20 protein-coding genes and 1 pseudogene are annotated in these 20,089 nt (G+C 61.9%); 18 read left to right on the top strand and 3 right to left on the bottom strand.

Going from position 1 to position 20,089, the window contains the following annotated elements; genetic code table 11:
• Positions 1 to 122: 122 nt before the first annotated feature.
• Positions 123 to 1,388: an NAD(P)/FAD-dependent oxidoreductase gene (locus ACYG97_RS09480; RefSeq protein ID WP_023734042.1), complete on the top strand. Its 1,266-nt coding sequence runs from the start codon at positions 123 to 125 to the stop codon at positions 1,386 to 1,388.
• A 140-nt stretch (positions 1,389 to 1,528) separates the two neighbouring features.
• A pseudogene (locus tag ACYG97_RS09475) lies at positions 1,529 to 3,508 on the top strand (bifunctional 2',3'-cyclic-nucleotide 2'-phosphodiesterase/3'-nucleotidase).
• 60 nt (positions 3,509 to 3,568) lie between these two features.
• Here ACYG97_RS09475 and ACYG97_RS09470 read toward each other — a convergent pair.
• Positions 3,569 to 4,819: an SAM-dependent methyltransferase gene (locus tag ACYG97_RS09470; RefSeq protein WP_023726784.1), complete on the bottom strand. Its 1,251-nt coding sequence runs from the start codon at positions 4,817 to 4,819 to the stop codon at positions 3,569 to 3,571.
• Positions 4,820 to 5,072: 253 nt separating this feature from the next.
• Here ACYG97_RS09470 and ACYG97_RS09465 point away from each other — a divergent pair, with 253 nt between their 5' ends.
• The 6 genes from ACYG97_RS09465 to ACYG97_RS09440 all read left to right on the top strand — a co-directional run bounded on the left by ACYG97_RS09465 (position 5,073) and on the right by ACYG97_RS09440 (position 8,166).
• Positions 5,073 to 5,207, top strand: a complete 135-nt coding sequence (locus tag ACYG97_RS09465; RefSeq protein ID WP_023668905.1) for a hypothetical protein — start codon at positions 5,073 to 5,075, stop codon at positions 5,205 to 5,207.
• A gap of 114 nt (positions 5,208 to 5,321) precedes the next feature.
• On the top strand, positions 5,322 to 5,612 hold the full coding sequence (locus ACYG97_RS09460) for a Dabb family protein (protein ID WP_023701748.1): 291 nt from the start codon (positions 5,322 to 5,324) through the stop codon (positions 5,610 to 5,612).
• A gap of 55 nt (positions 5,613 to 5,667) precedes the next feature.
• Positions 5,668 to 6,540, top strand: coding sequence for a VOC family protein (locus ACYG97_RS09455; protein ID WP_023734041.1), 873 nt, complete (start codon positions 5,668 to 5,670; stop codon positions 6,538 to 6,540).
• Entirely contained in the window at positions 6,537 to 7,415 is an 879-nt protein-coding gene (gene kdsA, locus ACYG97_RS09450; RefSeq protein WP_031203542.1) for a 3-deoxy-8-phosphooctulonate synthase, read from the top strand. Before ACYG97_RS09455 ends, kdsA begins: the two co-directional genes overlap by 4 nt.
• Positions 7,416 to 7,512: 97 nt before the next feature.
• Positions 7,513 to 7,716 (top strand): dodecin family protein, encoded by a 204-nt coding sequence (locus tag ACYG97_RS09445; protein WP_023668908.1) that lies wholly within the window; start codon positions 7,513 to 7,515, stop codon positions 7,714 to 7,716.
• Positions 7,717 to 7,800: 84 nt separating this feature from the next.
• Complete coding sequence (locus ACYG97_RS09440; protein WP_023668909.1) at positions 7,801 to 8,166, top strand: PRC-barrel domain-containing protein; 366 nt, start codon at positions 7,801 to 7,803, stop codon at positions 8,164 to 8,166.
• A gap of 82 nt (positions 8,167 to 8,248) precedes the next feature.
• Here ACYG97_RS09440 and ACYG97_RS09435 read toward each other — a convergent pair whose 3' ends face one another.
• Positions 8,249 to 8,371 carry a hypothetical protein gene (locus tag ACYG97_RS09435; RefSeq protein ID WP_023734039.1) on the bottom strand — a complete coding sequence of 41 codons (123 nt, stop codon included), beginning with the start codon at positions 8,369 to 8,371 and terminating at the stop codon, positions 8,249 to 8,251.
• 109 nt (positions 8,372 to 8,480) lie between these two features.
• A complete protein-coding gene (locus ACYG97_RS09430) occupies positions 8,481 to 10,061 on the bottom strand; it encodes a glycoside hydrolase family 19 protein (protein WP_198029707.1) in 1,581 nt (526 codons plus the stop codon).
• A 103-nt stretch (positions 10,062 to 10,164) separates the two neighbouring features.
• Here ACYG97_RS09430 and eno point away from each other — a divergent pair, with 103 nt between their 5' ends.
• From eno to lipA, 10 genes are all read left to right on the top strand, one after another.
• Positions 10,165 to 11,439 carry a phosphopyruvate hydratase gene (gene eno / locus ACYG97_RS09425; protein ID WP_023682561.1) on the top strand — a complete coding sequence of 425 codons (1,275 nt, stop codon included), beginning with the start codon at positions 10,165 to 10,167 and terminating at the stop codon, positions 11,437 to 11,439.
• A gap of 138 nt (positions 11,440 to 11,577) precedes the next feature.
• Complete coding sequence (locus tag ACYG97_RS09420) at positions 11,578 to 11,901, top strand: FtsB family cell division protein (protein ID WP_023682560.1); 324 nt, start codon at positions 11,578 to 11,580, stop codon at positions 11,899 to 11,901.
• A 195-nt stretch (positions 11,902 to 12,096) separates the two neighbouring features.
• Entirely contained in the window at positions 12,097 to 13,143 is a 1,047-nt protein-coding gene (pdhA, locus tag ACYG97_RS09415; RefSeq protein ID WP_023734037.1) for a pyruvate dehydrogenase (acetyl-transferring) E1 component subunit alpha, read from the top strand.
• A 15-nt stretch (positions 13,144 to 13,158) separates the two neighbouring features.
• Complete coding sequence (locus tag ACYG97_RS09410; protein WP_023734036.1) at positions 13,159 to 14,580, top strand: pyruvate dehydrogenase complex E1 component subunit beta; 1,422 nt, start codon at positions 13,159 to 13,161, stop codon at positions 14,578 to 14,580.
• 18 nt (positions 14,581 to 14,598) lie between these two features.
• Positions 14,599 to 16,020, top strand: a complete 1,422-nt coding sequence (locus tag ACYG97_RS09405; protein WP_023682557.1) for a pyruvate dehydrogenase complex dihydrolipoamide acetyltransferase — start codon at positions 14,599 to 14,601, stop codon at positions 16,018 to 16,020.
• 14 nt (positions 16,021 to 16,034) lie between these two features.
• Entirely contained in the window at positions 16,035 to 16,442 is a 408-nt protein-coding gene (locus ACYG97_RS09400) for a hypothetical protein (RefSeq protein WP_023734035.1), read from the top strand.
• Entirely contained in the window at positions 16,439 to 17,080 is a 642-nt protein-coding gene (locus ACYG97_RS09395; RefSeq protein ID WP_023734034.1) for an SGNH/GDSL hydrolase family protein, read from the top strand. Before ACYG97_RS09400 ends, ACYG97_RS09395 begins: the two co-directional genes overlap by 4 nt.
• Before the next feature lie 22 nt (positions 17,081 to 17,102).
• On the top strand, positions 17,103 to 18,551 hold the full coding sequence (gene lpdA, locus ACYG97_RS09390; RefSeq protein ID WP_023688452.1) for a dihydrolipoyl dehydrogenase: 1,449 nt from the start codon (positions 17,103 to 17,105) through the stop codon (positions 18,549 to 18,551).
• Between the two features lie 102 nt (positions 18,552 to 18,653).
• Complete coding sequence (locus ACYG97_RS09385; RefSeq protein ID WP_023668920.1) at positions 18,654 to 18,911, top strand: GlsB/YeaQ/YmgE family stress response membrane protein; 258 nt, start codon at positions 18,654 to 18,656, stop codon at positions 18,909 to 18,911.
• A gap of 208 nt (positions 18,912 to 19,119) precedes the next feature.
• The gene (gene lipA, locus ACYG97_RS09380; protein ID WP_023734033.1) at positions 19,120 to 20,085 is read left to right on the top strand and encodes a lipoyl synthase; all 966 of its coding nucleotides are present in this window, start codon (positions 19,120 to 19,122) and stop codon (positions 20,083 to 20,085) included.
• Positions 20,086 to 20,089 lie beyond the last annotated feature (4 nt).

Raw genomic sequence — 20,089 nt, 5'->3', positions numbered from 1 at the left:
GGCATTCGCGACATCCGGCGACGAGTCCTGGGCAGCCTTACGCGCGGCAGTCTAGCGCGCCGCGACATTGTTGCGGTGCACAAAAATCACTAGATAAAGAGAGACAAACAGGGGTGAATGCGATGAGTGAAACCAGCCATCATGTCGTTGTCGTCGGCGCAGGGTTCGGCGGTCTTGAACTCACCCGGGCGCTGGCCGGCGCACCCGTGCGCATCACCATGATCGACAAGCGCAACCATCACCTTTTCCAGCCGCTGCTCTACCAGGTGGCGACCACCTCGCTGGCGACCTCGGAAGTTGCCTGGCCGATCCGTCATCTGCTGCGCAAGCGCGAGGACGTGACGACCCTGCTCGGCAACGTCACCGGCGTCGACCGTCCAGGCAAACGCGTGCTGCTTGAGGACGGCAGTTCTGTTCCCTACGACACGCTGGTGCTCGCCACCGGCGCGCGTCATGCTTATTTCGGCCACGACGAATGGGAGCCTTTCGCGCCTGGGCTGAAGACGCTTGAAGACGCAACCACCATTCGCCGGCGCATCCTGCTCGCCTTCGAGCAGGCCGAGCGCGAGACCGATCCGGCCAAGCGCCAGGCACTGCTGACACTGGTCATCGTCGGCGGCGGCCCGACCGGCGTGGAGCTTGCCGGCACCATTGTCGAACTCGCGCACGAAACGCTGCGCGGCGAATTCCGCAACATCGACACGCGTGAGGCGCGTGTGGTGCTGGTCGAGGCCGGAGACAGGATCCTGGCCAATTTCGCGCCAAAGCTGTCCGACTATGCGCGCAAGGCGCTGGAGCGGCGGGGCGTCACGGTCGAGCTTGGCCGCGCCGTCACGCGCCTCGATGCCGAAGGCGTCGTCTTTGGCGATACGCATCTGCCGGCGCGAACCATCCTGTGGGCCGCCGGCGTAGCGGCTTCGCCCGCGGGAGAGTGGCTGGGCGCGCCGGTGGACCGGGCGGGCAGGGTTATGGTCGAGCCCGATCTGACCGTGCCGAACAGTCCGGAGATCTTCGTCATCGGCGACACAGCGCATGTCTTGCGGCCGGACGGCAAGCCGGTGCCAGGCGTGGCGCCCTCGGCCAAGCAGGAGGGCAAGCATGTTGCCGCGACGATCAGGGCGCGGCTGGCCGGCGATAGCGCGCCGCGCCCTTTCCGCTACAAACATGCCGGTGACCTGGCGACGATCGGAAAGTGGGCAGCCGCGATCGATTTCGGCCGGATCAAGCTCACGGGATGGCTTGCCTGGTGGCTGTGGGGCGTGGCGCATATCTACTTCCTGATCGGTTTTCGCAACCGGCTCTCGGTGTCGCTTAGCTGGCTATGGATCTATTTCACCGGCCAGCGCAGCGCGCGGCTGATCACCCAGGGCGATGATAACAAGGGCTGAGTTCTCAACCGCGGCCAAGGATATTCATCCAGCCGTCACCTTTTGCTGATCGACTGACTTCCCGATGGACATGGCCGGTTTTCGGCGCGAAGCTTCCGCCCGGGGCTGGGATCTTGTCACGTCGCTGGGAAGGAAAACCAATGCCGCATCTCAACTACCCCGTCTCCCGCCGTAGTTTGCTTGCCGGTGCGGCCGCCAGCGGGGCGCTGATCATGCTGCATCCGTTTTCCGCCCGCGCGCAGGCCAATCAGGCGCATCTGAGGATCATGGAGACCACCGACATCCATGTGAATGTGCTGCCTTACGACTACTACGCAGACAAAGCCAACGACACGATGGGCCTGTCGCGGACGGCCTCACTGATCGCGGCGGTGCGCAAGGAAGCCACCAATGCGATGCTGATCGACAATGGCGATCTTTTGCAGGGCAATCCGATGGGCGATTACATCGCCTATGAGAAGGGCCTCAAGGAAGGCGATCTGCATCCGATCATGAAGGGCATGAACCTGCTGGGCTATGAATGCTCGACGCTCGGCAATCACGAGTTCAATTACGGCCTGTCGTTCCTCGACAAGGTGCTGGCCGGGGCCAATTTCCCGTTCGTCTGCGCCAATCTGATCCGCGGCACCGAGCTTGCCGCCAACCCGCACGACGACAAGCTCTACCTCAAGCCCTATGTCATCCTCGACAAGAAGATCAAGGACGGGTCGGGCGTCGAGCAGCCGATCAAGATCGGCATCATCGGCTTCGTGCCGCCGCAGATCATGGTCTGGGACCTGAAGAACCTGGAAGGCAATGTCAGGACGCGCGACATCGTCGAGGCGGCCAGGGCATGGGTGCCGCAGATCAAGGAGGAGGGCGCCGACATCGTCATCGCGCTCTCGCATTCCGGCATCGATATCAAGCAGGGCGACGGCATGGAGAACGCCTCCTTCTTCGTCGCCGGCGTCGAAGGCATCGATGCGGTGTTCACCGGCCATCAGCATTTGGTCTTCCCCGGCAAGAAGGATTTTCAGGCGCTCGATGGCGTCGACACCGAGAAAGGCACGCTGCAGGGCAAGCCCGCCGTGATGGGCGGTTTCTGGGGCTCGCATATGGGACTGATCGATCTGCTTCTGGAACGGGACGGATCGAAATGGCGCGTAGCCTCGGCCACATCTGAGGCAAGGCCGATCTACGAGCGCGTCGACAAGGCAAACAAGCCGACGGTGGCGGACGACCAGCGCGTCGTCGATGCGCTGAAGGCGGACCATGAGGCGACACTTGCCTATGTCCGCCGACCGGTCGGCAAGACCTCGGCGCCGCTCTATTCCTATTTCGCGCTGGTCGCCGACGATCCGTCGGTGCAGATCGTCAACCAGGCGTAGAGCTGGTACCTCAAGGACATATTAAAAAGCACGCAGTGGAAGGACGTGCCGCTGCTGTCGGCGGCGGCGCCCTTCAAGGCCGGCGGGCGCAACGGCGCCGACTACTATACCGACGTGCCGGTGGGCGACATCGCCATCAAGAACGTCGCCGACCTCTATCTCTATCCGAACACGGTTCGTGCCGTCGAAATCACCGGCGCGCAAGTGAAGGAATGGCTGGAAATGTCGGCCGGCATTTTCAGGAAGATCGAGCCGGGCAAAGCCGACCAGGCGCTCATCGACACCGAATTCCCGTCCTACAATTTCGATGTGATCGATGGCGTCAGCTACGGAATAGACCTGTCGCAGCTGCCGAAATACGATGCCAAGGGTGGCGTCGCCAATGCCGGCTCGAACCGCATCGTCGGCCTCAGCTTCGACGGCAAGCCGATTGATCCGGCAGCGAAATTCGTCGTCGCCACCAACAATTACCGCGCCGGCGGTGGCGGCAATTTCCCCGACATCAATGCCTCGAAGATCATCTACGAGGCGCCGGACACCAACCGCGACGTGATCGTGCGCTACGTCGTCAGCGAAGGCACGATCAACCCCTCGGCCGACGACAATTGGTCGTTCACGCCGCTGCCCGGCACCAGCGTCGTGTTCGAGACCGGCCCCAAAGCGAAGGATTTCATATCTGGGGTGAAATCGCTCAAGATCGAGCCGGCCGGCGAGGGCGAATCCGGGTTTGCGAAGTATCGCATCCTGCTTTGAGGCAACGTGCAGCTAACAGGGAAAACGAGCGGGCATACGCCCGCTCAATCACGCTTCGGATCAGGCTTTGTAGACCACTTGGCGCACGTCGATGTAGCTGGCTCTAAAGCCGGCTTCGCAATAGTGGAGATAAAATTCCCAAAGCTTCTTGAAGCGGTCGTCGAAGCCGAGCGGGACGATCTTTTCCCACGACGCCCAGAAGCGGTTGCGCCATTCGGCAAGCGTGCGGGCATAGTCGTCCGGAAAGACGCGCTCGCGCAGATGGGAAAGGCCATGGTCGCTGCCCAGCGTCTTCAGGATCGACGGCGTCGGCAGCATGCCGCCCGGGAAGACATAGCGCTGGATGAAATCCGGCCGCGCCCGATAGGTGTCGTAAGCGGCCTCGTTGATGGTGATGATCTGCAGGCCGGCGGTGCCGCCGGGCCTCAGGCACGCCTTCATCTTGCCGAAAAAAACCGGCCAATATTTTTCGCCGACCGCCTCGAACATCTCGATCGAGGCGATGCGGTCGTAAGTGCCCGTTTCATCTCGGTAATCCTGCAGCTTGATGTCGACCTTGTCGGCAAGCCCGGCCTTCTGGATGCGCGCCTTGGCAAAATCGTGCTGTTCGCGGCTGATGGTCAGGCCGGTGACGCGGCAGCCGATCTCGCGCGCGGCAAATTCGGCAAAACCGCCCCAGCCGCAGCCGATCTCGAGCACATGGTCCTTCTTGCCGATGCCGGTATCCTTGGCCAGCGCGCGGTATTTGGCGGCCTGAGCGCTTTCCAGGTCGTTGGCGCCGGTCGCATAGAGCGCCGACGAATAGGTCATGCTGGGATCGAGCCATTGCTTGTAGAAGGCGTTGCCGAGATCGTAATGCGCCGAGATGTTGCGCTTCGAGCCGGTGCGGGTGTTTTCGTTGAACCAGTGGCGGATGCGCTGGACCGTGTTGATGAGCCAGCTGGCGCCGCCGGCAATGCGCTCGCCAACAGCCGAGTTGACGACGAACAGTTCGAGGAAGCTGGTTACATCAGGGCTTTCCCAGTCGCCGTCCATGTAGGATTCGGCAACGCCGATGGTGCCACCGGAAAAGGCACGGCCGGGCAGGCGCCAGTTCTTCAACACCAGTTCGGCATCCGGGCCGGGTCCGTTGCCGCCGACAAGAACCGCCCGGCCATCCGGCATCCTCACCTTCAGCGAACCGCGCGGCAATTTCATCGCCGCCGACAGCACCATGCGCGCCTTGGCCGGCAGGCCCTTGACCATCTCGGCGAAATTGAGTTCGTCCAGCCTGATGGCGTCGCCGATGCCTTTGTATTCCCTGACAGCCATCTCACACCCCCCTGGACTTCCGCGGGGCGGCGCAAGATCTGCCGGCCCCCACATCCTCCACTTTTCATTCGCCAGGCGCGAATGCCGCTGCCTGCTTTCGCCACAATCTTCCACCGCATCGACCGGAACTTCAAGAGGCAAGCCGTGCCCGGCACTGGCCCAGGTGGCGTGCCTGGGGCCAGAATCGGTGAGGGCGAGCGACCGCCGGTGAAATCGCTATGGTTAGGAACAGCCACATACGTTAGTTTCAGCCATGCGTTACGTCATCGTCATCACCGCCATCGCCTTTTTCCTGATCTGGGATGGCCTCTACAATCAGGGCCGCTATCTCGACACGACGGTCAGGGAGATGTCGCGCGTCGTGCGCTACGTCACCGGCAAAGCCTAGCTTTTTGCGCCTCTGCAAAGTCGCCTGCCGGCATTGCCGGGCGCGACATCGTGGCGGTTGACGCGACGGTCCCGCTCACACAAAACATGCCGCAAATCGAACGTGGAGGCAGGCGTGATCCGGCATATCGTTTTCTTCAGCGCGCGGCGCAAGGACGATGTCGAGGCCGTGCGCACGGGCTTGCTCACACTGGGCAAGATCCCGCATTCAAGCCTCTTCGAGGTGACGCTCAACACCAAGGTCGATCCGCTGTCGGATGCGATCGACGTGGTCGTCTATGCCGAGTTCGAGGATGAGGCCGCGCTTGCCGCATACAAGGCGCACCCGCTCTATGCCGAGACGACCAGCCGGGTCAAACCCTTGCGCGAATTGCGCTATTCGGCCGATATCGTGGCGACGGCCTGATCGGGCCGGCAAGAGGCCTTGAACCAATTTCGGGAATGATGCACACCGCGCCGGCATGACCAGCACGACCCATCCGCTTGACCATCTGGTGCTGCCGACGGCGAGCCTCGCCGTGGCGCGGGCGCGGCTGACATCGCTTGGCTTCGTCGTCGCGCCAACCGGCATTCATCCCTTCGGCACTGAAAATTGCTGCGTCTTCCTTGCCGACGGCACCTATCTCGAACCGCTGGCGGTTGGGAATGAACAGGTGGCAGCGAGTGCGATCGCCGGCGGCAATGTCTTTGTCGCGCGCGACCGCCTCTATCGCGCCAGCCTGGGCGATGAGGGCTTTTCCGCCGTAGTGCTGGCCACCGACGACGCCGATGCGGATCATGCGCGCTATGTCTCGGCCGGTATGTCGGCGGGAGACGTGCTGAGCTTTTCCCGCGCCTTCACCGATACGGCCGGAAAGAGCGACATGGCCTCGTTCAAACTGGCTTTCGCCGCGGGCGCCGAGACGACGGACGCCTTTCTGTTCGCTTGCGAGCGGATCAACGCCCCTCAAATCGACCGTACGGCACTGCAGGCCCATGCCAACGGCGTGACCGGCATTGCCGAAATCGTCTCGGTCAGCGACGCGCCTTCCACGCAGATCAGCCTGATCTCGACAGTGGTTGGCTCGGAGCAGCAGAGCAGCGCGGTCTTCGACCTGCCGAATGCGCGTCTGACCGTTCTGGATCCTGCGGCTTTCACCGCGCGCTTCGACATTCCGGCCGGTGCGCCGACAAGAGTTCGCTTCGCCGCGATTGTCTTTTCAGTCCGCAGTGTCGGCGCTGTCGCGAGGCTGCTTGCAGACAACGCCGTCGGGCACGATATAGCGGGCAACGAAATCGTCGTGCAGCCGGCATCCGGACAGGGCGCGGCTTTCATCTTCCGGGAGACCCCATGAGCAAGCCGCAAGGGCCCAATTCGCTGGCGCCGAATTCGTCGGTAACCATCGGCAACGTCGTCTTCGACAACAGCGGGCCCCTGGCGTTGATCGCCGGCCCGTGCCAGTTCGAATCGCGCCAGCACGCTTTCGACATGGCCGGCGCGCTGAAGGAACTGACCGGCAAGCTCGGCATCGGCCTCGTCTACAAGACCAGCTACGACAAGGCCAACCGCACCTCGCTGTCGGCAACGCGCGGCGCCGGCATGGACGCGGCGCTTCCGGTGTTCGACGAGTTGCGCAAGGAATTTTCGGTTCCCATTCTGACCGATGTCCACACCGAGGAGCAGTGCGCGATCGTCGCACACCATGTCGATGTGCTGCAGATTCCGGCGTTCCTGTCGCGCCAGACCGACATGCTGGTCGCCGCCGCCAAGACCGGCAAGGTGATCAACGTCAAGAAGGGGCAATTCCTGGCGCCCTGGGACATGAAGAACGTGGTGGCCAAGATCACCGGTTCGGGCAACCTCAATGTGCTGACCACCGAGCGCGGCGCGTCTTTCGGCTACAACACGCTGGTGTCGGACATGCGGGCTTTGCCTGTGATGGCCGAGATCGGCGCGCCGGTGATTTTCGACGCCACCCATTCGGTGCAGCAGCCAGGCGGGCAGGGCGGTTCCTCCGGTGGCGAGCGCCGCTTTGTCGAGACGCTGGCGCGGGCTGCCGTTGCCGTCGGCGTCGCCGGCGTGTTCATAGAGACCCACCAGGATCCCGACAATTCGACCTCCTCCGACGGGCCCAACATGCTGCCGCTGAAGGACATGCCGGCGCTGCTCGAAAGACTGATGGCATTCGACCGCATCGCCAAGAATGCTGCTGACCTGAACCGAGGCTGATGGTTTCGGCTATGGCGCGCGCGCTGCCCTGCTTGTGGAAGGCATAAGCCGGCTGTAGGCTCGCTGCTGCAAATGAGCGTCTTGGCAGGAGGAAGCCATGTCCGTCGCCCGCGTCACCGAAATCACGTCGTCGTCGAAAAAGAGCTTTCAGGACGCCATCGAGAAGGGGATTGAGCGCGCCTCAAAGACCCTGAAGAACGTCGAAGGCGCCTGGATCCAGGACCAGAAGATCGTCGTCGAGGACGGCAGGATCGCGGCCTATCGCGTCAACATGAAGGTGACGTTCATCCTCGCGGAGTAACCGCCCGCCGCTCGAAAAAACGGGAACTTTCGCCCGCGCCCCTCATTGTCAAAGTATCGATCAACGACATGAGGAGCAGCAGCCATGACCACCCAGACAGGCCACACCGAAGCCATCGCCGCTTCGCGCGTCATCGGCACGTCGGTCTACAACACCGAAGGCACGAGCATCGGCAGCATCGAGGACATCATGCTCGACAAGACGTCGAACGGCATCATGTTCGCGGTGATCGGGTTCGGTGGATTTCTCGGCATTGGCGAGAAGTATCACGCCATTCCGTGGGCGAGCCTCGACTATGACGAGGACAAGGGCGGCTATGTCGTGCCGTTCTCGAAGGAGCAGCTGAAGGCAGCACCCGCCTATTCGATCAATGAACTGGCCGGCGCCGATGGCGAGGCCGCGCGTGATGCTTCCTATGATTACTACAAGGTCACGCCGTATTGGCATTGATCAGCTGCGCTGACGCCTGACGTGAAAAGGCCCCCGAATTCCGAAACGGGGGCCTTTTCAGTGCAACCCGACAGTTTCTAAATTATTCTGCCGCATAAAACGTGGACAGCTGCGTCGCCGCCCTTGGCGGCTGCTGCGTATCGCAGGACGTCAGGAACGCCGCCGCGATCAGGAACAAACTCACGATACCGCTCAACTCGGACATGGCGAAACTCCTCCTGTTTCGCCCCGCGCATCACCATCCTAGTCGACACAGAGATTGTTATCTCTGAATTATGATGACGTGGTGTTGTCGAACGTGATCCGAGGCATGCTCAGCCGAGGAGTCCGGCATTCTTCACCGCCTTGAAAACCTTTTCGTGCCAGGCGATCCGATCCGCTTCGCCATTGGCCTGCGTGGCGGAATTGGCGTTGCCGACGTTGATCGCGCGCGAGATCTTTTTGATCAGGCCGGCATCGGCAAAGGCATTGCAGCCTGACCCTTTCCATTCGGCGCAAGCTGCGAGCAGCGAAGTCTGCGGATCCTCGATCAGTTCAGGATGATTGGCGAGGTCAACCTTGGCGAGCTTGCCCTTGGCCGTGTACGCGTCGCGCCCGGTGGTCTGGAACGTGCCGCCGCCGCGGAAATTGAAGCCGTCCAACGTTCCTTTCACATTGCCCATGCGGCCGCCATAGGCCCAGTCGCCCAGGGCTTGCGGCTTGCGCAGCAGGTTGTCCCCGATCCACTGATCGGTCTTGCCCGCGGCTCGCGACCTCCATGCGTTCCGGATTGCCGCCACGGTCGTGTAGGTCAGGGATTCGCGAATGAGGGTGAAGCCACCGGTTTCCATCGCCGCTTGAGCGAAGAAATGCATCAGCCGATCATAATTGTTGCACACGCCATGATCGCCAAGTGTCTTGAGGCCCTTGTCGGAGGTAAAGGCGCCGATGTAACCGTCATAGATTGTTCGCTTGGAACCGCTTGCCGGTCTCGGCGCGAATTTCTGGAAGACCGCTGCCGGCAAACCCTTGTTCGGATCGCCCGCAACCGCTTCGAGCACGATCTCGACACTCTCGGTCGACAGCACCGGTTCGCCTTCGACGACCACCGAAGCATTGGGAATTCGCTTGCCGTTGCTTTTCGGGAAGCCACCGCCGGCAAAGGTTTTCAGATCGTCAATGAGGGCGATTACGCGTGTCCGGCTCTCCGTGAAATCCATGTCGGAAAGAGGACCGCTCACCTTCTTCGTCGGGTTGATGCATCCGACGCTGGACAGGAAATTGACGCCCGGATGGATCAGGATTTCGGTGCGCTTGTTGGTCTTCAGCAGTTCGAGTCCAGGTTTGGGTGGCGTCTTGGCGCCAGTGTAGCCTATGGTCACATATTTGCCTCCGGCCTGTGTCGCCAGTGGATAGGTGCCGGGCTCGATGCGCCTGCCATTGTCTTCTTTGGAATTGTCGCCAGGGCCGCGAGATTCACACACGAACCCCGATAGACCCGTTACTGCCGTGCCGTTGTGGAAGACTTTATAGGTACCAACTGTCCTGCGTCGGGTGCCCCTCATATGCTCGACTTTGCGGCTAATAAGAAGTTCCCAGCCAGTGCCTGAAATCGCTGCCATTGCCGCCTCCCCAAAGAGTTCAAGTTTGTTGATTTCACTGTGGTCGCCAAATAGTTCGCGTTGTAGATGTGACGCTAACATCTTCGAATTCTCTGCATTGTGAAGTTTGTCACGTTGGCGGTAGCCTCTTTTGAAGCATCTGCTGGAGTTTGCGTGCCGCCTGGTATTTTGTGATAAGGGATTGCCGCAATCAAAGGGGAGGGGCACCCGCCCCATGCGGCGCCAGACATATGACGTCAGGGCGGGCTGTTTGCGTTCAGATGGCGTCGCCCATGCCCCACGGCCTGAGCGCATGGGGCGATCGTCACTATTATTTCATGCCATTCCTGATTGCCTTTTGCGGCACTTTGGCTAAGAGGGGCGCGACGCTTTCAATCGATCAATCGGGGACATCGCAATGACCGCCATCATCGACATTGTCGGGCGTGAAATCCTGGACAGCCGTGGAAATCCGACCGTCGAGGTCGACGTCGTTCTCGAAGACGGCTCAATGGGCCGCGCCGCGGTGCCGTCGGGCGCGTCGACCGGCGCGCATGAGGCCGTCGAACTGCGCGACGGTGGCGCCCGCTATCTCGGCAAGGGCGTGCTCAAGGCGGTCGAGGCCGTCAATGGCGAGCTGTTCGAGGCGATCGGCGGCATGGAAGCCGAAAACCAGATCCACATCGATCAGACCATGATCGAGCTCGACGGCACGCCCAACAAGAGCCGGCTCGGCGCCAACGCCATCCTCGGCGTCTCGCTGGCGGTCGCCAAGGCCGCGGCGGAAGCCGCCGGACTGCCGCTTTACCGCTATGTCGGCGGCACCAAGGCGCATTTGCTGCCGGTGCCCATGATGAACATCATCAATGGCGGCGCGCATGCCGACAATCCGATCGATTTCCAGGAATTCATGATCCTGCCGGTCGGCGCGCCGACTTTGCGCGAAGGCGTGCGCTGGGGCTCGGAAATCTTCCACACGCTGCGCAAGAAGCTCAAGGATGCCGGCCACAACACCAATGTCGGCGACGAAGGCGGCTTCGCGCCCAATCTGAAGAGTGCGCCGGTGGCGCTCGATTTCATCATGGAATCAATCGAGAAGGCCGGCTTCAAGCCGGGCGAAGAGATCGCGCTCGGTCTCGACTGTGCGGCGACCGAATTCTTCAAGGACGGCAATTACGTCTATGAGGGCGAGAAGAAGACCCGCGATCCGAAGGCGCAGGCCAAGTACCTGGCCAAGCTCGCCGCCGACTATCCGATCATCTCGATCGAGGACGGCCTGGCCGAGGACGACTGGGAGGGCTGGAAGTACCTGACCGATTTGATCGGCAACAAGACGCAGCTGGTTGGCGACGACCTCTTCGTCACCAACACGGCGCGGCTGCGCGACGGCATCCGCATGGGTGTCGCCAATTCGATCCTGGTCAAGGTCAACCAGATCGGCTCGCTTACCGAAACGCTCGACGCTGTCGAGACCGCGCACAAGGCAGGCTACACAGCCGTCATGTCGCACCGTTCGGGCGAAACCGAGGATTCGACCATCGCCGACCTCGCCGTCGCCACCAATTGCGGGCAGATCAAGACCGGTTCGCTGTCGCGCTCGGATCGCATGGCCAAGTACAACCAGCTGATCCGCATCGAGGAAGAGCTCGGCAAGCAGGCGCGCTACGCTGGCAAGTCGGTGGTCAAAGCCTAAATTCTGCCGAACTGGCGAAAACGATGGAAGGGCGGGATTTTCCCGCCCTTTTTCGTTGCGGCCGCTGGCTAATGCACCTGTCCGTAACCGTCCATTAAGCACAATCGAGCGACAAATGGCGGTCAAAGGATTGCGACCATGTGGACACGCCAGCACAAGCAGAGAAACACCGGCCGGCTGATCATCCCGTCGCTTTGCGTGGCGTTCCTGGCCTATTTCGGCTTCCATGCCTATCATGGCGAGTTCGGCATCAATTCCAAATATCAGCTCGAAGCGCAGACCATCGAATTGCAGGCCAAGTACGATGCCATCAAGGCGCGCCGGATCGATCTGGAGCGGCGCGTCCAGCTGATGCATGAGGGCACGCTTGAAAAGGATATGCTCGACGAGCAGGCACGCCGGGCGCTCAATCTGTCCCAGCCCGATGAAATCACCATCATGCTGCCGGCCAATTCGAAATAACCTAATTTCGGTTAATCGCTTTTATTTCCAATGATTCTAGGCGTTTAGATGCATGCCAGCCATGCGTTTTTCTGCATGGCGAAACGCGGTCTCGCATGTTAGCTTCCTTCCAATCGGTGGGGAGGAGCTGATCCTCCCCGGAGCAGACATGGTCTGCTTTAGTGTCCGCAAAGAGACGCCAACAGGGAGTGATGCATGGCCACCGCCGCCAAAAAAGCGCCTGCCAAATCCGTTAAATCGACATCCGCCAAACCAACCGGGCTTTCCGCCCCCAAGCCGGCCGACTTCACCAAGGACGAGGAGCTTGCCGCCTACCGGCACATGCTGCTTATCCGCCGCTTCGAGGAAAAGGCCGGCCAGCTCTACGGCATGGGCTTTATCGGCGGCTTCTGCCACCTCTATATCGGCCAGGAAGCGGTCGTCACCGGCATGAAGATGTCGCTGATCAACGGCGACCAGATGATCACCGCCTATCGCGACCATGGCCACATGCTGGCGATGGAACTGTCACCGCGGGGCGTCATGGCAGAGCTGACCGGACGCCGTGGCGGCCTGTCGAGGGGCAAGGGCGGCTCCATGCACATGTTCTCCAAGGAGAAGCATTTTTACGGCGGCCACGGCATTGTCGGCGCGCAGGTCTCGCTCGGCACCGGTCTCGCCTTCGCCAACCGCTACCGCGACAACAACAATGTGTCGCTGACCTATTTCGGCGATGGCGCTGCCAATCAGGGTCAGGTCTATGAAAGCTTCAACATGGCCTCGCTGTGGAAGCTGCCGGTGATCTACATCATCGAGAACAACCGCTACGCCATGGGCACTTCGGTGTCGCGCTCGTCGGCCGAAACCAATTTTTCGCATCGCGGCGCCTCGTTCAAGATTCCCGGCATTCAGGTCGACGGCATGGATGTGCGTGCGGTCAAATCCGCCGGCGATCAGGCGACCGAATGGTGCCGTGCCGGCAACGGTCCGATCATCCTCGAGATGCAGACCTATCGCTATCGCGGTCACTCGATGTCGGATCCCGCGAAATACCGCTCCAAGGAAGAAGTGCAGAAGATGCGCTCGGATCATGATCCGATCGAGCAGGTCAAGGCGCGGCTGACGGCCAAGAAGTGGGCGACCGAGGACGAGCTCAAGAACATCGACAAGGAAGTCCGCGACATCGTCGCCGACGCCGCCGAATTTGCCCAGCACGACGCAGAGCCGGATCCGTCCGAGCTCTGGACCGACATCGTATTGTAACGGGAGGGCAAGGACATGCCGATCGAAATTCTCATGCCCGCTCTCTCGCCGACCATGGAAGAGGGCAATCTTTCCAAGTGGTTGAAGAACGAGGGCGACAAGGTCGTCGCCGGTGATGTCATCGCCGAGATCGAAACCGACAAGGCGACGATGGAAGTCGAGGCCGTCGATGAAGGCACGATCGGCAAGATCGTGGTTCCCGCCGGCACCGAAGGCGTCAAGGTCAATGCGGTGATCGCCGTGTTGCTGCAGGACGGCGAAAGTGCAGGCGATGTCGAAAAGAGCGGCCAGCCTGCCTCAACCCAGGATGCCGTTTCCGCTGGCGGTCAGCGGACCGATGCAGCCGAGGAAGGCTCAAAGGCGGCTCCCCAGGATGCCGGCGAGGCTCCGAAGGCAGTTCCCGCCGCTCCGGCGGCCAAACCTGCGGCCGATCCCGATATTCCCGCCGGCACCGAGATGGTCTCGACCACGGTGCGCGAGGCCTTGCGCGATGCCATGGCCGAGGAAATGCGCCGCGACGGCGATGTCTTCGTCATGGGCGAGGAGGTCGCGGAATACCAGGGCGCCTACAAGATCACGCAAGGCCTGCTGCAGGAATTCGGGCCGCGCCGCGTGGTCGACACGCCGATCACCGAGCATGGCTTTGCCGGCGTCGGCGTCGGTGCGGCGATGGCCGGCCTGAAGCCGATCGTCGAATTCATGACCTTTAATTTCGCCATGCAAGCGATCGACCAGATCATCAACTCCGCCGCCAAGACCCTCTATATGTCGGGCGGCCAGATGGGCGCGCCGATCGTGTTCCGTGGCCCGAACGGGGCTGCCGCCCGCGTCGGCGCCCAGCATTCGCAGTGCTATGCCGCCTGGTACAGCCATATTCCCGGCCTGAAAGTGGTGATGCCGTACACGGCTGCCGATGCCAAGGGCCTGCTCAAGGCGGCGATCCGCGATCCGAACCCGGTCATCTTCCTCGAGAACGAAATCCTCTACGGCCAGTCCTTCGACGTGCCGAAGCTCGACGATTTCGTGCTGCCGATCGGCAAGGCGCGCATTCACAAGCAGGGCAAGGACGTCACCATCGTCTCGTTCGGTATCGGCATGACCTATGCCATCAAGGCGGAAGCCGAACTGCGCGGCATGGGCATCGATGCCGAGATCATCGATCTCCGGACCATCCGCCCGCTCGACCTCGACACCGTCATTGCCTCCGTAAAGAAGACCAACCGCCTGATCGTGGTGGAAGAAGGTTTCCCGCAAAGCTCGGTCGGCGACCACATCGCCAATCAGGTGTCGCAGCGCGCCTTCGATTTCCTCGACGCGCCGGTCATCACCATCGCCGGCAAGGACGTGCCGATGCCCTATGCGGCGAACCTCGAAAAGCTGGCCTTGCCCAATGTCGGCGAGGTCATCGAGGCGGTCAAAGCCGTCACGTATCGCTGAGCCGGTCGGGAGGACATCATGCCAATCAACATCACCATGCCGGCGCTGTCGCCCACGATGGAAGAGGGCAATCTTTCCAAGTGGCTGGTCAAGGAAGGCGACAAGGTTTCGCCGGGCGACGTGATCGCCGAGATCGAGACCGACAAGGCGACGATGGAAGTCGAGGCCGTCGATGAGGGCACGGTCGCCAAGCTGGTCGTTCCGGCCGGCACCGAAGGCGTGAAGGTCAATGCGCTGATCGCCATTCTCGCCGGCGAAGGCGAGGATGCAGGTGCAGCGGCAAAGGGCGGCGGCGATGCCGCGCCCGCGAAGGCCGATGCCAAGCAGGATAAGGCGTCAATCTCCCCACCCGTGGGGGAGATGTCGACGAAGTCGACAGAGGGGGGCGCTGTCCCGCCGACCTCTCAGTCTGTCGCGCCCCCCTCTGGCCTGCCGGCCATCTCCCCCACAAGGGGGGAGATCAGCCAATCGTCAGGCGAGCGCACTTTCGCCTCGCCGCTGGCGCGGCGCATAGCCAAGGACGCCGGCGTCGATGTGTCCGCTGTGAGTGGCACCGGCCCGCATGGCCGTGTCGTCAAGGCCGATGTCGAGGCGGCGATTGCCGGCGGTGGCGCCAAGGCTGCACCGGCCGCGAAAGCCGCACCTGCCGGCGCTCCGGCACCTGCGGCTCCGGCTGCGGCACCCAAGGCGATGTCGGACGAACAGGTGCTGAAGCTGTTTGCCGAAGGGTCCTATGAGCTCGTCCCGCACGACAATATGCGCAAGACCATTGCGCGCCGCCTGGTCGAGGCCAAGACAACCATCCCGCATTTCTACCTGACGCTCGACTGCGAGCTCGATGCGCTGCTGGCGCTGCGCACACAGATCAATGCGGCGGCTCCGATGAAGAAGACCGACAAGGGCGAAGTGCCCGTCTACAAGCTGTCGGTCAACGACATGGTGATCAAGGCGATGGCGATGGCGCTGATGGCGGTGCCGGATGCCAATGCATCGTGGACCGAAAGCGCCATGGTCAAGCACAAGCACGCCGATGTCGGCGTTGCCGTGTCAATCCCCGGCGGCCTGATCACGCCGATCATCCGCCACGCCGACGAAAAGACGCTGTCCACTATCTCCAACGAGATGAAGGATCTGGCGAGCCGTGCCCGCAGCCGCAAGCTGAAGCCTGAGGAATATCAAGGCGGCACGACGGCGGTTTCCAATCTCGGCATGTTCGGCATCAAGGACTTTGCCGCCGTCATCAACCCGCCGCATGCGACGATCCTGGCGGTGGGTGCCGGCGAGCAGCGGCCGGTGGTCAAGAACGGCGAGATCAAAATCGCCAATATCATGTCGGTGACGCTGTCGACCGATCACCGCGCCGTCGACGGTGCGCTCGGCGCCGAACTTCTGGTCGCCTTCAAGCGCATGATCGAAAATCCGATGGGCATGCTGGTCTAGGAAGGAAAAAGGCTGTGCGGAAATTCGTCACCAGCCTTTTCGCCCTGATCCTTTCCGGCCTGGCCGGCGGGCTGGTGGCGCTGTGGCTGGCAATCGTCACCAATGCGAATTCCGAATACATCCTGGTCTTCATGGTTTCGGCGCTGGTCACCATCGTTGCGACGGTGGCGTTTTTCATCGCGCAGTTGGTGCCAAACCCGCAAAGGGCGATAAACCTGACGGGGCTTGTTGGGATTGCGTTGTTCGTGCTGGCCGGAATCGGCCTGATCGCCTGGACCTTCTCGCAGCCGCCGGGCAAGGCCCAGTGGTCGGGCGATCTTCATTTTGGCGCCGGCCTGGTGTTGCCGAGCATCGCCACGGTCATTGTGCAGTGGCTGTTCGTTGGATGGCGCGTGCGGCGCGGGCTTAAGGCGGGTGCATGAAGACGATCCTCTGCTACGGCGATTCCCTGACCTGGGGCTATGACGCGGCGAGCCTCGGGCGCCATGCGCTGGAAGATCGCTGGCCGAGCGTGCTCAAGGCGGCGCTGGGCGACGATGATATCGAAATCATTGCCGAAGGTCTGAACGGCCGCACCACCGCTTTCGACGATCACCTGGCCGGTGCGGACCGCAACGGCGCCAGGGTGCTGCCGACAATCCTGACCAGCCATGCGCCGCTCGACCTGATCATCATCATGCTTGGCGCCAACGACATGAAGCCCTGGATCCACGGCAATCCGGTCGCGGCCAAGCAAGGCGTGCAGCGGCTGATCGACATCGTACGCGGCCACGATTATCCGTTCGACTGGGCCGCGCCGCAAATCCTGATCGTTGCGCCACCCGCGGTCAGCCGCACCGACAATGCCGAATTCAAGGAAATGTTTGCCGGCGGCGACGAGGCCTCGAAGCGGCTGGCGCCGCAATATTCCGCGCTCGCCGACGAGGCCGGCTGCGGCTTTTTCGATGCCGGCACGGTGGCTTCGACCACACCGATAGACGGGGTCCATCTCGATGCCGAAAACACGCGAAATATCGGCCAGGGGCTGGTGCCGCTGGTGCGTGTGATGCTGGAACTCTAGAGAAAAATCAGGGAGAAACCCCGTGGCAGAATCCTACGACGTCATAATCATCGGCTCGGGCCCCGGCGGCTATGTCACGGCGGTGCGCTCCGCCCAGCTCGGCTTCAAGACTGCCATCGTCGAGCGCGAGCACCTCGGCGGCATCTGCCTCAACTGGGGCTGCATCCCGACCAAGGCGCTGCTGCGCTCGGCCGAGATCATGCACTATTCCGATCATCTGAAGGACTACGGCCTGAAGCTCGAAGGCGGCAAGGTCAGCGCCGACACGGCCGCTGTCGTCGACCGCTCGCGCAAAGTGTCGTTGAGGCTCAATGGCGGCGTCGCCTTCCTGATGAAGAAGAACAAGGTCGACGTTATCTGGGGCGAGGCCAAGCTCTCCAAGCCCGGTGAGATCGTCGTCTCCAAGACGGCGAAGAAGCCGATGGAGCCGCAGCCGCCGGTGCCAAAGGGCGTCAAGGGCGAGGGCACCTATACCGCCAAGCACATCATTCTCGCCACCGGCGCCCGGCCGCGCGCGCTGCCCGGCATCGAGCCGGACGGCAAACTGATCTGGACCTATTTCGAGGCGATGGTGCCGAAGGAGATGCCGAAATCGCTGCTGGTCATGGGTTCGGGCGCCATCGGAATCGAGTTCGCCTCCTTCTACCGCACCATGGGCGCCGAGGTGACGGTGGTCGAGCTTTTGCCGGCGGTGATGCCGGTCGAGGATGCCGAGGTCTCGAAATTCGCGCAGAAGCAGTTCGAGAAGCAGGGCATGAAAATCATCCTCGAGGCCAAGGTGACCAAGGTCGAGAAGGGTGCCAACTCGGTTACCGCACATGTCGAGATGAAGGACGGCAAGGTCGAGAAGATCACCGCCGACCGCATGATCTCGGCCGTCGGCGTGCAAGGCAATATCGAGAATCTCGGCCTCGAGACGCTCGGCGTGAAGACGGATCGCGGCTGTGTCGTCATTGACGGTTACGGCAAGACCAATGTGCCCGGCATCTACGCCATCGGCGATGTCGCCGGGCCGCCTATGCTGGCTCACAAGGCTGAGCATGAAGGCGTGGTATGTATCGAAAAGATCGCCAATTTCCCCGGCGTGCATGCGACAGACAAGCTGAAGATCCCGGGCTGCACCTATTGCAACCCCCAGGTCGCATCGGTCGGGCTCACCGAGGCCAAGGCCAAGGCCGAAGGCAAGGACATTCGTGTCGGCCGCTTCCAGTTCGGCGCCAACGGCAAGGCGATCGCGCTTGGCGAGGACCAGGGCTTCATCAAGACCATTTTCGACAAGAAGACCGGCCAGCTGCTCGGCGCGCATATGGTCGGCGCCGAGGTGACGGAGCTGATCCAGGGCTTTGTCGTGGCGATGAACCTGGAGACCACCGAGGAAGAACTGATGCACACCATCTTCCCGCATCCGACGCTGTCGGAGATGATGAAGGAAAGCGTGCTTGATGCCTATGGCCGTGCGCTCAACGCGTGATAAATTGGTGCCGCGAGACTCAGACACATGCGCCGGAGGAACCTTACGGCAAGACAGTTCGTTTCCGGATGCATTTTCACCTGACACTGGAGGAGTTGGCATATGGACGTGAATGGCGTGGGCTGGATTGCGGCCATCATCATCGGCGGTTTGGCCGGGTGGCTGGCCGAGATGGTCATGAAGAGCAATACCGGCGTCTTGATGAACATCATTATGGGCATTGTCGGCGCGGTGGTGCTGAACGCAATTCTCAGGGCGCTCAACATCGAACCCTTCGGAGTCGGCTGGCTCGCCTACCTGATCACCGGCTTCATCGGCGCCTGCCTGCTGATCTTTGCCGGGCGGCTCATTCGCCGATAAAACGGCTCGCCGTTTTATCTCGTTCTTCTGACGCAATTCCGGACGGAAAACCGTGTCACACTTTTCCTGGAATTGCTCCGGATCCCCGCTATGCGAAAAAGGCTGTGGCGGCATGCGCCGCCGCAGCCTTTTTCTTTGCACCGAAAAGTCCTAGATGACGCCAGAAGGGCGAATGCCGACGGGCAGACGCCAACAAGTCAGGTTTGAGATGGTCACTGTTCTCGACACGATCGCCAACGCGCCGCGCCTGCGGCACCCCGAGAAGGCGCACAAGCCTGATCAGGACGTGCTGCGCAAACCCGACTGGATCCGCGTCAAGGCGCCGATGTCGAAGGGCTATGCCGAAACGCGCGAGATCGTGAAGTCGCACGAGCTGGTAACCGTGTGCGAAGAGGCCGGCTGCCCCAATATCGGCGAGTGCTGGGAAAAGAAGCACGCCACCTTCATGATCATGGGCGAGATCTGCACGCGCGCTTGCGCCTTCTGCAATGTCGCCACCGGCATTCCCACCGCGCTCGATGCCGATGAGCCGGCGCGTGTCGCGCATGCCGTCAAGCAGATGGGGCTGACCCATGTCGTCATCACCTCGGTCGACCGCGACGATCTCGCCGATGGCGGCGCGCAGCATTTCGCCGAGGTTATCCGGGCGATCCGAGCAGCGACGCCCTTGACCACGATCGAAATCCTGACGCCCGATTTCCTGCGCAAGGAGGGCGCGCTGGAGATCGTCGTGGCGGCCAAGCCCGATGTCTTCAACCACAATCTCGAAACCGTGCCGTCGAACTACCTGACGGTGCGGCCAGGTGCTCGCTATTTCCACTCGATCCGGCTGTTGCAGCGGGTCAAGGAGCTCGACCCGTCGATCTTCACGAAGTCCGGCATCATGGTCGGCCTCGGCGAAGAGCGCAACGAGATCCTGCAACTGATGGACGACCTGCGCTCGGCCAATGTCGACTTCATGACCATTGGCCAGTATCTGCAGCCGTCGAAGAAACACCACCCGGTGATCCGCTTCGTCACGCCGGAGGAGTTCAACTCCTTCGCGACGATCGGCAAGACCAAGGGTTTCCTGCTGGTGGCGTCGAGCCCGCTGACGCGCTCCTCGCATCATGCCGGTGACGATTTCGCCAGGCTGCGGGCGGCGCGTGAGGCGCAGCTCAAAAAAGCCAGTTAAATCC

The sequence above is a fragment of the Mesorhizobium sp. W067 genome (assembly GCF_054719525.1).
This window is presented reverse-complemented; position numbering and strand designations above follow the sequence as displayed.